Source organism: Arthrobacter sp. KKT183 (genome assembly GCF_055657625.1).
The window spans coordinates 2101340-2113999 of the sequence record NZ_CM145770.1 but is presented as its reverse complement, the minus strand read 5'-3'; the positions used below and the strand labels follow the sequence as shown (position 1 = coordinate 2113999).

Sequence of the window (12660 nt, the reverse complement as noted above, 5' to 3'; positions counted from 1 at the left end):
CACCGGAATTTCGGACTGAGCCGGGCTGTTTGCACTCCGTGAAGGGACCAACACGGTCCCGCTGACAAGCCGTCGGTATTTCAGTCTGGTAACAGTAGCTCCTATGCTTAGCAGGAGTCTTATCTGCTGTTGGGGCTTACACGTTGAAGGAAATAGGTGTTCATGGGTAGCGTTCTGACAATCCGTGGTGGTGTCCCTCTCGCAGGCAAGGTCACCGTCCGCGGTGCCAAGAATCTGGTACCGAAAGCGATGGTCGCTGCGCTTCTGGGGAACTCTCCGTCGGTTCTCAGGAACGTCCCTGAGATCAAGGACGTCGAGGTCGTCACCAGCCTTTTGAAGCTGCATGGCGTCGAGGTGAGCAAGGATCCGGTCACCGGAGACCTCACTATGGATCCCGCCAACGCCAAAATGGCAGCGTCGAAGGACATCGACGCGCACGCCGGCGATTCCCGCATTCCCATTCTCTTTTGTGGTCCGCTCATGCACAGCATCGGTGAGGCATTCATCCCGGACCTCGGTGGATGCAAAATTGGCGACCGGCCCATTGACTACCACCTTCAGGTGTTGCGGAATTTCGGTGCCGTGGTCGACAAGCGTCCCGGCGGGATCTCGATCTCCGCGCCCAAGGGTCTCCACGGAGCAAAGCTCGAGCTGCCGTACCCGAGTGTCGGTGCCACCGAGCAGGTGCTGCTGACCGCCACCCGCGCAGAGGGCATCACCGAGCTCAAGGGCGCAGCCGTTGAGCCGGAGATCATGGATCTCATCGCCGTGCTGCAGAAGATGGGCGCCATCATCACCGTGCAGACGGACCGGACAATCCGGATCGAGGGAGTGGCCGAGTTGGGCGGCTTCAACCACAAGGCCATCTCCGATCGCAATGAGACGGCGTCGTGGGCTTCTGCTGCTCTGGTAACGCGCGGCGACATCTATGTTGAAGGTGCACGCCAGCTGGACCTCACCGCCTTCCTGAACACATACCGCAAAATCGGCGGTGCCTTCGATGTGAATGACGACGGCATCCGTTTCTATCACCCGGGCGGCAAGCTCTCGCCTCTGGTTCTGGAGACGGACGTCCACCCCGGTTTCATGACTGACTGGCAGCAACCGCTGGTGGTTGCGCTTACGCAGGCGGAGGGCGTCTCGATCGTGCACGAGACCGTGTATGAGAACCGCTTCGGCTTCACTGACGCCCTCGTGCGCATGGGCGCCAACATTCAGGTGCACCGCGAATGCCTCGGCAGCGTCCCCTGCCGATTCGGCCAGCGGAACTTCCTGCATTCAGCCGTCATCTCCGGGCCTGTGCAACTGCACGGAACCGACATCGACGTGCCGGATCTTCGCGGCGGATTCAGCCACCTCATCGCCGCATTGGCGGCGAACGGAACTTCCCGCGTCACCGGTATCGAGCTCATCAACCGCGGTTACGAGCGGTTCCAGGACAAGCTTGAAGGACTCGGCGCTGATTTTGACGTCGCCGAAACGGCAGACGCGGGAATCGGCCGCTGAACGCGGCCGCACACAGCATGACCGAACCCGCTTCGTCCCGCGCAACCTTCGCGATTCTAGCCACCATTCTCCGGCCCCTCATGAATGCAATGATGGCCAAGGAATGGAAAGGCGCCGAGAACCTCCCACGCGACACCGGCTTCATCGTGTGCCCCAACCACGTCACGGAGATCGACCCAATTGTGATCGGGCATTTCCTCTACAACAACAAGGTGCTGCCGCACTTCCTCGCGAAAGCATCGCTGTTCAAGGTTCCGGTATTCGGCGCCGCGTTGCGTGCCACACTGCAGGTGCCGGTGGAACGGACGACGGCGGGAGCCAACCACTCGCTCGATGTCGCCAGAGAGGCGATCGACGGCGGCGGAGGAATCATCATCTACCCCGAAGGGACGCTGACGAGGGATCCTGACATGTGGCCCATGAAGGGCCGCACCGGTGCTGCGCGCCTGGCCCTTCAGACGGGTGCGCCGGTTGTTCCCATTGCACACTGGGGCGCGCAGGAGGTTTTTCCGCGCTACGCGAAGCGCCTCTACCTGTTTCCGCGCAAGAAGTCCCGCGTCCTCGTGGGGAAGCCTGTGGACCTCTCTGAGTTCCACGGCGGCCCCATTACCCGTACCACGCTGGATGCGGCAACTACCCGCATCATGGATGCGCTGACCGAGCTCGTTGCCGAGCTGCGCGGCGAAACACCGCCGGCCCAGCGGTGGGACCCTGCGTCAAAGAACCAGAAGCAGACGGGTCGAAACTTCCGGTCGCCTGCGGGTGAGGCTCAGTGACCCGTCGGCCTCCCGCCGTCGTTGCCGTTCTGGGCTCCGGTAGCTGGGGGACCACGTTCGCGAAGGTGCTGGCTGACGCCGGTGAGAGTGCTGACACACAGGTGCGCCTGTGGGCGCGTCGCGGGGAGATCGCCGATGAAATCAACACCCACCACACAAACAGCCGCTACCTTGCCGAGACGGTATTACCTGACAACATCAGCTGCTCCACTGATACTGCTGCCGTCCTTGACGGCGTGGAGCTCGTGGTCATTGCGGTGCCGGCTCAGTCCCTTCGCTCGCAGCTTTCAGCCTGGAAGCCGTTGATCTCACCGGATGCAGTGGTCGTTTCGCTGATGAAGGGCCTGGAAGTCGGCACCGACGCGCGCATGAGCCAGGTTCTTGCCGAAGAACTCGGCCTTCCCGAGGACCGCATCGCCGTTGTCTCCGGTCCCAATCTGGCCATGGAGATCGCCCGCTGTGAGCCGACCGCCTCTGTGGTGGCCTGCCCGGATGCCGAAGTGGCCACGTGGATTGCCGCAGCCTGCACGGCAACATATTTCCGGCCGTATACCAACACCGATGTGGTCGGGGTGGAAATCGGCGGCATCGTGAAGAACGTCATCGCACTGGCGGTCGGCATTTGCGAGGGCAAGCAGATGGGGGATAACACCAAGGCCTCGGTCATCACGCGTGGTCTCACCGAGACAACGCGGCTCGCCGTTGCGCTGGGTGGGGAACCGGAGACAATGTCCGGGCTTGCCGGTATGGGAGACCTCATCGCCACGTGTTCATCCGCGCTCTCACGTAACCACACGGCTGGCAGGCTGCTGGGCCAGGGGCTCAGCCTTGATGAAGTAACAGCGCACATGAACCAGACGGCCGAGGGCATCAAATCCGCACAGGCGGTGCTTGATCTCGCGCACCAACTCAAGGTCTATATGCCCATTACGGATAGTGTTGTTGCGGTACTTCAGGGCAACCTGTCCGTACATGATCTCGGCCCGCGACTGCTGGCCCGCGAACTGAAATCCGAAGGCTGATTGTGACCCTATCTGCGAAGCCCCGCGTCCTTGTGCTCTTCGGCGGGCGCTCGAGTGAACATGCAGTGAGCTGCGTGACTGCCGCAGGCGTGCTGGAAGCGATTGACCGCAGCAAGTATGAGGTCGTTCCGGTGGGTATTGCGAAGAACGGTCAGTGGTCATTGGTGTCCCTGGATCCGTCCCAGTGGTCGCTGCGCTCGACAGTGCTTCCGGAGGTTCCGGTGTCGCCGGAGTCCGTGGTGCTGGCAACAGCTTCCGACGGCGGTGCAGCACAGGAACTCGTGGCAACCGCAACGGAACGGATGCCACGCAGCCTTGGCGCAGTGGATGTCGTGCTGCCGCTGCTGCACGGCCCCTTCGGCGAGGACGGCACCCTCCAGGGAATGCTCGAGATGGCCGACATCCGTTACGTCGGCGCAGGCGTTCTGGCGTCCGCCGTGGGGATGGACAAGCATTATATGAAGGTCGTATTTGCCTCCGCGGGACTTAGCGTCGGTCCGTACGAGGTGCTCACCGACCGGGAATGGTCACGCAACCGTTCAGGATGCCTTGAACGTGCCGGGAAGCTCGAATTCCCGGTCTTCGTCAAGCCGGCCCGCGCGGGTTCGTCGATGGGCATCTCGCGCGCGGCCTCTCCGGCGGAACTTGAGGCAGCCGTGGAAACCGCGCGCCAGTTCGACCCGAAGGTGATCGTCGAGGCCGGGATCACTGGCCGGGAGATCGAGGTCGCGGTCCTGCAGGGTCGGGGCCTGGATGAGCCGCGCACCAGCCTGCCTGGGGAGGTTGCAGTCCAGCCCGGGGAGCACGAGTGGTATGACTTCGAGGCAAAATACGTTGACGGTGCCGCAGCGGAGCTGAGCTGCCCGGCTGACCTCCCGCCGGATGTCACGGATCGTGTTCGGGCGCTGGCTGCCCATGCATTCGACGCACTTGGCACCGAGGGGCTTGCCCGGGTTGACTTCTTCTACACTCCTGCCGGCGAGCTCATCATCAACGAGATCAACACGATGCCCGGCTTCACCCCGATCAGCATGTACCCGCAAATGTGGGCAAAGTCGGGGCTGACCTACACTGAACTGATCGACGAACTCATCGAGCTGGCGCTCGAACGCAAGACGGGCCTGCGCTAGGCGCAGCCGGGACCAGTTCATGAACGAGCCAAGGCGGCCTACCCTCCGTGATATCGCCCTCGCGGCGGGTCTTTCCAAAGCAGCCACGTCCTACGCGCTGCGGGGGATTCGTGGCTCTGAGAAAACCATTGCCCGGGTACAGGGCATCGCCCGGGACATGGGTTGGACTGCGGATCCGGTAGCCCGCGCCCTCGCGGGAGGCCGCAGCGGAAACGTGGCAATCATCGGATCGCTGGGAGACCTCTGGCGTCAGGGCCTTGCGGTGATGCTGTCTGAGGCGCTGCACGAGCAAGGCATGTTTTCGGCAATCTCCGACGTCGATACATCCCCTGAACGCGAGCGGAACGCGCTGCGCGCCCTCACGCTTCGCCGGGTGGATGCAGCAATAGTGCTACCGGTCGATCCATCCGCGCTCTACTGGGCTGAGGTTCCCGAGCGAATTCAACTGGTATCGATCGGGGACGCGCTCCTGCACCGGCCGGTTGCACACACCGTACTGTTCGACAATGAGTACGGGATCAGCACCGCACTCGGACACCTCGCCGAACTGGGGCATCAGTCCATCGGGCTTCTTGCGCCGTCGTTGCCGTCGACGCCCGGCCGCCCGGCGCAGCTGCTGGTGCAGCAACTGGGCCAGGAGAGGGGAATGAGCGTTGCCGTTGCGTCGTCGGCGTCCTCAGTTGCCGGTGCAGCGGAAGCGGCAACGGCCCTCCTTGCCCGTAAAGCGCGTCCGACGGCGTTGCTGTGCCTGAGTGATTCGCTCGCCTTCGGCGCGTACCGGGCCGCCAGGTCCCTTAATCTGGACATCCCCCGAGACGTCTCGATTCTGGGCTTCGACGACAGCGAGTTGGCTCCCCTCATCAGCCCCGCCCTCACCACCTTTGGCTGGGACGAAGCCGCGATTGTGGCCGCCGGAATTGAGTCAGTGGTGAACGACGATGCTCCGGCCTCTGTCTCGTTCCGCCCCGAGTTCCTCGTGCGAAGCTCAACCGGGCGCTGCACTTCTGCGCCTTAGCCGGCAGATGCCTACAGTGCGTGAATGCGCCAGCCGACCGAGTGGGATGCGCCGGGTTCGAGCACGATCAGGTCCGTCCCCGAGTTGAACGCGTCCGGCGGGCAGGTCATAGGCTCAGCGGCCAGGCCGAGCCGCGAGACCGCTGGATCCGGCTTGTCCGCGGTGTGAATCTGTACCCAGGGGCAGCCACGGTCGAAGGTGATGGCCGTTCCCTTGCCGTCTGAAGCGCGCACCGAGACGGTGGCGGTGGCGTCGTCGTCGTAGTTAATGCCCGTGTAGGCGTGGTCCACGAATGTGTCCCCGATGAGGCGAGGCTCGCGGAAATCAAAGTGCGACGACGCGACGTCGGTCAGTTCCATCGGGATCAGCCGGTCTTCGGTCACCTGGAGGACCGATGACGCCGGCACCTCCAGCGTCCAGTCGTCCACCAGTCCTTCGCCGGCTACCAGGTAAGGATGCGCCGACGCCCCATAGGGTGCTGCTGACGGGCCTGGATTCGCGGCGGTGATCGTAGTGGTGAGGCCGTTGTCGTCGAGGGAGTAGAGCACTTCGACCTCAAGCCGGAACGGGTATCCCTTCTGCGGGATAACGGATGCGCTCAGGCGGACCGAGGCCGGCGCCTGGTCTGCGAGCGTCCAGTCCACCCACCCGAGGAGGCCGTGAATGGCGTGGGAGCGCTGAGGCTCGGTGAGGGCGAGCTGATGTGCCGCGCCGTTGAATGAGTACTTGCCGTCCACCACCCGGTTGGGCCAGGGCGCCAGCACCGCGCCGCGGAAGGAGGGACGGATCTCCTCGGCATCATACGGAACCACGAGGTCGCGGTCGTTCCGGCGTAGGTACCGCAGGGTTGCTCCGACGCTGGCGATCGACGCCGTGTACGCGCCGTGCTGGAGGGTGTACTGGGTACCGGACAGTGGAGTGGAATCGGTGGTCTTCATCGAACCCAAGTCTAGGGCGTGGCCTCTCCGACGTGGCATTTTCAGGACACAGGTCAGGCCGTGTCCACCAGTTTCGCGTAAACCACCAGGTTGTCCTCAAACTCGCCCGACGACGCCGCGAAGCCATCACAGGTGATGAGCCGCAGTTCCGCCTGGTCCACCGGGAAGTAGACGGCTTTCGTAGGGAACTCGTTCTTGGAACAAACCTCGCTCTGATAGACCTCGAAGATAGCGGTTGAGCCGTCTTCACGATCCACCGTGATCCGGTCTCCCGGTCTCCCGGTTTCAAGGCTTCGAGGTTGTAGAACACCGGTTTCGAGGCGTCCATCGCCAGCTCCATCTCTGGCGGCGCATCGGCAGCGGACGACGACGGCACCTCAGAAGGTGTGGACGGCGGTGTCGGCGCCACCGGGGAGGGCGACGATGAGGCGGTGTGCGCGTTCCCGGACGGTTCCCCGCCCGTGCCGCAGGAGGTCAAAGGCAGGAAGAGGAGCGCCGCCCCCGCGGCAGGGCGGAGGCGGCGCTCCCGAGCACTGTTGTTCATGGGTGCTCAGCGGTCGGCAACCATGCGCCGGCGAACTGCGTACGACCGTTCCGGCAGCAAGGGCGTCCTGGGTTTCCCGGTTCAGCTCAAACGTCCGCTCGTAGGTGTAGCTGCTGCCCGAAGGGGCAACGGTTACATCCGTGCCGGCAGCAGGTCCGGTGCTGCCCTCGAGGGACAGGGTGGTACCGATTGAGCCGTAGGCGCCGGTCGCGTGATCGGCCATTGCAGGTGCTGCTGCCATGGTGGTGAGCCGACGACGGCCGCTAACCTTCCGAGGGCAGGTCCACCGTGTCATTCAGGCTCAGGCACTGCTCGGTCTGCTCGACCTGAGAAACTGCGCCGCCGAGGTCAACCAGAACCGTACTGGAAGCGACCTGGTTCGGATCGAAGAGAACTTCCACGGCCGGGTCGCGGCCATACGTGGTGGCTGTCCAGATGTCATTTTCCGTGGATTCCTGGATGATCCAATCCACATCGTTCACCGACGCGCAGGCATCGGTGGTGGGTCCCGGAATCTGGACACCGCAGCGCAGGACAACCTGCGACGGGTCACCCCATGCTGCTGTTGCCTGGCTGTTGGTTTCACGCAGTTCGTTGCCTGCGACCTGCTCGGGCAGCGCGATCATCACGCTCGCGCAGGCCGGGTTGACCGCATCCGGAGCAGCATCGACATCGACAATGGGGGAGCATGCGCTCAGCGACGCCGCGAGGAGTAAAGCGGCGACCGGCATGAAGGAACGCGGTTTCAGAGGCATTGACCCAGTTTATGGGTGTTTCAGGCGGCAAGGACCCGAGGGCACTGGACTGTCAGTCCTCGTAGGAATCGGCAAGCTTCCTGCGTTCGTGTTGGCGTCTGCTGTAGGTGGCCTCGCGAATCGCCTTGGCGCTGTCGAAGTTCGAGCCGAGAGCTCCTGCGATGGTGCCCAGGGATGCCGCCAGCCACGACAGTTTCGCGCAGTGGACGAGACCGACAGGGCGCTCCAGCGCTGTCCCGCCGGGGTCGGCAACCAGCCCAAGCGTTACTTTCCTCATCGGCGCATCCATTCCGAGTATCGCCCTAGGGCGAGGGGCAGCGAGGTGTTCAGGTTCGTGGTTCCCTCCCCGGCGGTTGGCGCGGCGTCGTCGTTATTGGTCTTGGCTCGACCAGCGGTACTGTTACCGGTTGCGCTGCTGTAAGACGCAAGAGGCGACCGTCGATCCACACCTGCTGATCCGTCTCATCCTCATCAAGCATCCGCACTGTGGTCCCCGAGCGGAGGATCTCGACAGCGATCCGGCTGCCCTGCCACCTCAGCCGGAAAGCAATTCGGTTCAACCGTGCAGGTAGGCGGGGAGCAAGGCGCAGTTGCACATCATCCATTGTCAGACCACCGAAACCACTGACCAGCGCGAGCCACGCTCCGGCCATCGCCGCGAGGTGCACGCCGCGGTGGCTGTCGCCCCGCACATCCCGCAAGTCCGCCAGCGCAGATTCACGCAGGTAGGCGAGGGCGAGGTCGAGATGCCCTGTCCGTGCACAGACAACCGACTGAACGGCGGCGGACAGCGATGAATCACGGACGGTGCGCTTCTCGTAGTACTCAAGATTGCGGGCGCTCTGGTCCTCGGTGAAGGACTCCGAACACCACCACAAAGCAAGTACCAGGTCCGCCTGCTTCACAACCTGCCGTCGGTAGATCTTGGCGTAGTGCGAGTGCTCCTGCACCGGATAAGCGTCGCGGCGGCCCTCAAAGTCCCATTCCCGGTAGGTCGTGAAGCCGTCATTGGCCGGGTGGACCTGGCGGAGGTCGTCGTACGGCACGTACATGGCACCGGCCACTGCGCGCCACTGATCCACCTCGGACTGGTTCACGCCGAGCCGTGCGGCGGGTTCGGTATAGGCAAGACAAGCGTCCGCCGCCGCGGTGAGATTGCGCTGTGCCATGAGATTCGTGAAGACGTTGTCGTCCACCACCCCTGTGTACTCATCAGGCCCGGTCACACCGCGCAGGTGGAAGCGCCCGTCGTCGTCCTGATGAACAGTCGACGCCCACATGCGGGCTGTTTCAATAAGGACATCCACGCCGGCAATTTCGGTGAGCGGCCGTCCCGTTGCGTTGGCATGCAGGGTATAGGCACGGGAGATGCCGGCATTGAGGTGCATGGCCGCAGTGCTCGCTGGCCAGTATGCCGAGACCTCGTTCCCATCGATCGTGCGCCAGGCGAATGAAGCTCCCTTCACGCCCAGGACGTCGGCGCGCTCGCGGGCGGCATCCAGGGTTGATGCCCTCCAGCGAAGGAGCCGCGCAGCGCCGTCAGGATTGAGCAGCGTCAGCGTGGGTGCGACGAACCCTTCGATGTCCCAGAACGTGTGCCCGCTGTATCCCGGTCCGGTGAGCGCTTTGGCTCCGATCGGGGCGTTACTGAGGCAAACCGATGCCTGGAGAATATGAAACAGATCGAAGCGGAGAGCCAGCTGAAGGTCCGTCTCGGGGTCCACTTCCACGTCCGAGTCGTCCCAGAACCCATTGAGGAAAGCGCGTTGGTCAGCGGCGAGGCCTTCCCAACCGCGGCTCCGCGCATCACTCATCGCCGCGAGCGCTTGGGCGGCGAGGTCGGTAGGGGAGTCATCGGCTGACCGTGTATGGGTCAGGTATTTGACGAACGCCACCTTTTCGCCCGGCTCGAGGTCAGCAACCACGGTTGTGAGCACCTCGTCCTGGCTGCCGGAGGTGGAAACGTGGGCGCCCGCAGGAAGCTGAACGTCGTGTTGAGCCATCGCGGCTACACCGATCCTGCTGCCGCGTGTCCTATGTACGAGCAGCCCGCCGACTTCGTAGACCCGGTGGAAGCAAGGAGCGAAGGGCTGCGTGAGCGCTTCGCCGACCCGGGGATCGGGGTTATCCACCTGCCGGGCGGTCCGGTTGACAGCCAGGTCCGAACGAACAACTACTTGGACCGCTGAGTCCACCGCTTCCACTTCATAACGGATTGCTGTGGCTGAGCGTTGCGTCAATGAAACCAGCCGGGTGGAGCGCAACCGCATGCGGCGGCCACCGGCTGTAGTCCACTCCGTCTCGCGATCCAGCGTTCCCGCGCGCAGGTCGAGAGTGCGCGCATGCCGTTCGAGGGGTGCGTGCCGGATGTCGAGCGGCTCGCCGTCGACCTCCACCGTGATCAGAGTGCCGTCTGCAACGCCCACTATTGCCTGGCCCCGGTCTGGATGCCCGTATCCGTCCTCCGGGTAGGAGAGCGGATGGAACTCGAACACGCCTGACATGAATGTTCCGGGGAAAACGCCCGGTTCTCCTTCGTCCAAGGTGCCGCGCGTCCCGATGTATCCATTGGACAGTGCAAAGACGGATTCTGCGACTTCAGGCTCATCCCAAGCGAATGCGGACTCTGTAATCCGCCAGAAGTCTGTCTCGATCGGAAGGTCGGCCACACAGTAATGCTAACCGTACTGATGATTGGCCCGCACGGCAGGCCTACCCGTGTACGTCCCGCGCCCGGCGCGCTGCGGCACGCAGTTCACCGAGGTTGAGTTGGGGTCTGCCGCCGGACTTACCAACTACCTCCGCGGAGGCTGCTGCTGCCAGCCATGCGGCGGACGCCGGGTCATCGTCCTGCAGGAGGCTGATAGCCAGGGCGGCGACAAACGCGTCACCGGCGCCGGTGGGGTCCACTGGATCTTCATCTAGCAGTGGCAGCACCACGAGCCCTTCCGCCCACGCCACCACGTTTCCGCCGGTGGGGCAAGCGAGGGCGGCGATGCGCGGACCGGCCTCGACGAGGGACTGCGCAGCTTTGATGGTGTGAGCCAGATCGCGGGGTTTCCATCCAAGCAGTGCTTCGGTTTCCTCCGCATCGGCGCGCACGACGGCGGCGCAGCGCAGTACCAGCTCACGCGTCTCCCTATCCGGCGGGGCGCCGTCCGTCACTACCATTGCGCCGCCGGATGCAGCGACGTCGAGCGCCATCGAGACGGCCTGAGCGGGCTGCTGCAGTTGAACGAGCACGGCGTCCGCCGCACCCAGCACCTCTTTGCTCGCGCGGAGGTCTTCCGCCGTCAGCAGCACCCGTTCATCGACATCTTCAAAGAGGCGTCGAACTCCACCGGACTCGACGATGTCCACGAGCAGGGCGGTTGGGGCACCCTTCCGCCGAATGACACCGCCAACGCCGATACCGTCCGCTGCGGCTTGACCCGTAACGGTGCGGCCGGGCTCGTCATCCCCGACGACGCCGACAAGTTCCACTTCTGCCTTCAGCTGACGGCACGCGACCGCCTGATTAGCTCCCTTCCCGCCGAGCAGCTCGGAACGCTCCTGCACGGGAACCGAGCGTCCTTCTGCCGGCATCCCTTCGATCCTCAGCACGAGATCCCTCGCCACCTGACCCACAACCACGACACTCGGCATCGCTTTCCTCCTTGCTTGGTTCCGCAGAAACAGTCAGGATTCGACGTCGGCTGCGTCTATTGCCTTGTCGGTGACAATCGGCATCAGAACCAGCAGGGCCAGCGTCAGCACTCCCATGATTCCGAACATTGCCTGAAGTCCAAGCCACGTCGCAAGAAGACCGCCTGCCGCTGCGCCCAGCGGCATGGTGCCCCAAGCGAGGAGACGGTAGGCGCTGTTGACGCGCCCCAGCAGGCGATTGGGCGTGATGCGCTGCCGGAGGGAGACGGTGATGACATTCCATAGCATGACCAGCACCCCGCCCACGAAGAACACGAAGCCAAGGATGTAGGGGTTGTCCGTGAGCGCAGGCGCGCCCACAAAAAACGATCCGCCGAAGATCGTCAGCGCCAGCGACTTTGACCGGCCCAGTTTCCGCTCCGCCCATTCCGAGATGAAAGAGCCGAGAAGTGCGCCGATCGCCGAGGTTGTGAGGAGCACTCCAAAGCCGACCTCTGAAAGTTGCATCGCTGACGACGGTCCGACGGCAAAGAGCACGAACAGGGCAAAGGCCGCACTCGAGGCAAAGTTGAAGGTGCCGGTCATGACGGCGAGCGTGCGCAGGATCTTCTGGTGCCAGAGGAAGCGTAAGCCCTCGGCGATGTCGTGCCGCAGCGTCGTTTTTTGTTCCCGTTCGATCCGGAAGTTTCCTCGCACCAGGAACAGTGAACCCACGGCTGCGAGCCACAGGACGGCTGGAACTGCGAACCCGCCGATTACTCCGGCTGCCACGAGCAGCCCGCCCAACGGCGGACCAATGAACTGGTTGGTCGTCAGTTCAACGGCGTACAGCCGCCCGTTGGCCCGTGAAAGCTGATCGCGGTGCACCAGCTGCGGCATGATGGACTGCGCGGACGTGTCATACAACGTTTCAGCGACCCCCACCAGCAGTGCGATGACATAAAGGGCCCAGATCGAGCCGAGATCGAGCAGGATCACCGCAATGAGCATGGCCGGTAAGGCTGCCCGGGTGAGATTGGCGACGAGCATCAGCCGACGGCGGTCCAGGCGGTCCGCAAGGGCGCCGGCTGTCAGCGCAAAGAGAAGCCATGGCAGGGTAGCGACGAACGACACCCCGGCGATCAGGGTGGGCGACTGCGTGAACTGGATGGCAAGCAGTGGCAGCGCAATCTTGAACACACCGTCGGCGAGGTTTGAGAGACCGGATGATGTCCATAGCTTCCAGTAGGAAGCGCCGAGCGGCGCACGGGCCTGTTCATTGACCTGCACTGATTCGCTAACCATGGGTGAACAGTCCCACAGCGATTGGGAAAACTCAAGGACAAGGGG

At 63.7% G+C, this 12660-nt stretch carries 13 protein-coding genes; 5 read left to right on the top strand and 8 right to left on the bottom strand.

The window, feature by feature from the left end; all coding sequences use genetic code 11:
• Nucleotides 1-162: 162 nt before the first annotated feature.
• Genes murA through ACZ2GY_RS10080 form a run of 5 tightly spaced genes read left to right on the top strand, consistent with a single transcriptional unit; the run spans nt 163 to nt 5449 of the window.
• The gene (gene murA, locus ACZ2GY_RS10100; RefSeq protein WP_056548381.1) at nt 163-1506 is read left to right on the top strand and encodes a UDP-N-acetylglucosamine 1-carboxyvinyltransferase; all 1344 of its coding nucleotides are present in this window, start codon (nt 163-165) and stop codon (nt 1504-1506) included.
• 17 nt (nt 1507-1523) lie between these two features.
• Nucleotides 1524-2282, top strand: coding sequence for a lysophospholipid acyltransferase family protein (locus ACZ2GY_RS10095; RefSeq protein WP_277358480.1), 759 nt, complete (start codon nt 1524-1526; stop codon nt 2280-2282).
• Entirely contained in the window at nt 2279-3304 is a 1026-nt protein-coding gene (locus ACZ2GY_RS10090; RefSeq protein WP_277358481.1) for an NAD(P)H-dependent glycerol-3-phosphate dehydrogenase, read from the top strand. Before ACZ2GY_RS10095 ends, ACZ2GY_RS10090 begins: the two co-directional genes overlap by 4 nt.
• Nucleotides 3301-4434, top strand: a complete 1134-nt coding sequence (locus ACZ2GY_RS10085) for a D-alanine--D-alanine ligase family protein (RefSeq protein WP_404800718.1) — start codon at nt 3301-3303, stop codon at nt 4432-4434. Before ACZ2GY_RS10090 ends, ACZ2GY_RS10085 begins: the two co-directional genes overlap by 4 nt.
• A 19-nt stretch (nt 4435-4453) precedes the next feature.
• Nucleotides 4454-5449: a LacI family DNA-binding transcriptional regulator gene (locus tag ACZ2GY_RS10080; protein ID WP_471671804.1), complete on the top strand. Its 996-nt coding sequence runs from the start codon at nt 4454-4456 to the stop codon at nt 5447-5449.
• 11 nt (nt 5450-5460) lie between these two features.
• Here the strand turns inward: ACZ2GY_RS10080 and ACZ2GY_RS10075 are convergent, their stop codons facing one another.
• From ACZ2GY_RS10075 to ACZ2GY_RS10040, 8 genes are all read right to left on the bottom strand, one after another.
• Nucleotides 5461-6387 carry an aldose 1-epimerase family protein gene (locus ACZ2GY_RS10075; RefSeq protein ID WP_471671803.1) on the bottom strand — a complete coding sequence of 309 codons (927 nt, stop codon included), beginning with the start codon at nt 6385-6387 and terminating at the stop codon, nt 5461-5463.
• A 53-nt stretch (nt 6388-6440) separates the two neighbouring features.
• Nucleotides 6441-6644: a sortase domain-containing protein gene (locus ACZ2GY_RS10070; RefSeq protein WP_471671802.1), complete on the bottom strand. Its 204-nt coding sequence runs from the start codon at nt 6642-6644 to the stop codon at nt 6441-6443.
• Between the two features lie 120 nt (nt 6645-6764).
• A complete protein-coding gene (locus ACZ2GY_RS10065; protein ID WP_471671801.1) occupies nt 6765-7172 on the bottom strand; it encodes a hypothetical protein in 408 nt (135 codons plus the stop codon).
• Nucleotides 7173-7194: 22 nt separating this feature from the next.
• Nucleotides 7195-7686 carry a DUF3515 domain-containing protein gene (locus tag ACZ2GY_RS10060; RefSeq protein WP_277358486.1) on the bottom strand — a complete coding sequence of 164 codons (492 nt, stop codon included), beginning with the start codon at nt 7684-7686 and terminating at the stop codon, nt 7195-7197.
• A 52-nt stretch (nt 7687-7738) separates the two neighbouring features.
• The gene (locus ACZ2GY_RS10055; RefSeq protein ID WP_471671800.1) at nt 7739-7963 is read right to left on the bottom strand and encodes a hypothetical protein; all 225 of its coding nucleotides are present in this window, start codon (nt 7961-7963) and stop codon (nt 7739-7741) included.
• Nucleotides 7964-8012: 49 nt separating this feature from the next.
• Nucleotides 8013-10355, bottom strand: a complete 2343-nt coding sequence (locus tag ACZ2GY_RS10050; RefSeq protein WP_471671799.1) for a glycoside hydrolase family 65 protein — start codon at nt 10353-10355, stop codon at nt 8013-8015.
• 43 nt (nt 10356-10398) lie between these two features.
• A complete protein-coding gene (locus tag ACZ2GY_RS10045; protein WP_471671798.1) occupies nt 10399-11331 on the bottom strand; it encodes a PfkB family carbohydrate kinase in 933 nt (310 codons plus the stop codon).
• 33 nt (nt 11332-11364) lie between these two features.
• Nucleotides 11365-12615 (bottom strand): MFS transporter, encoded by a 1251-nt coding sequence (locus tag ACZ2GY_RS10040; protein WP_471671797.1) that lies wholly within the window; start codon nt 12613-12615, stop codon nt 11365-11367.
• Nucleotides 12616-12660 lie beyond the last annotated feature (45 nt).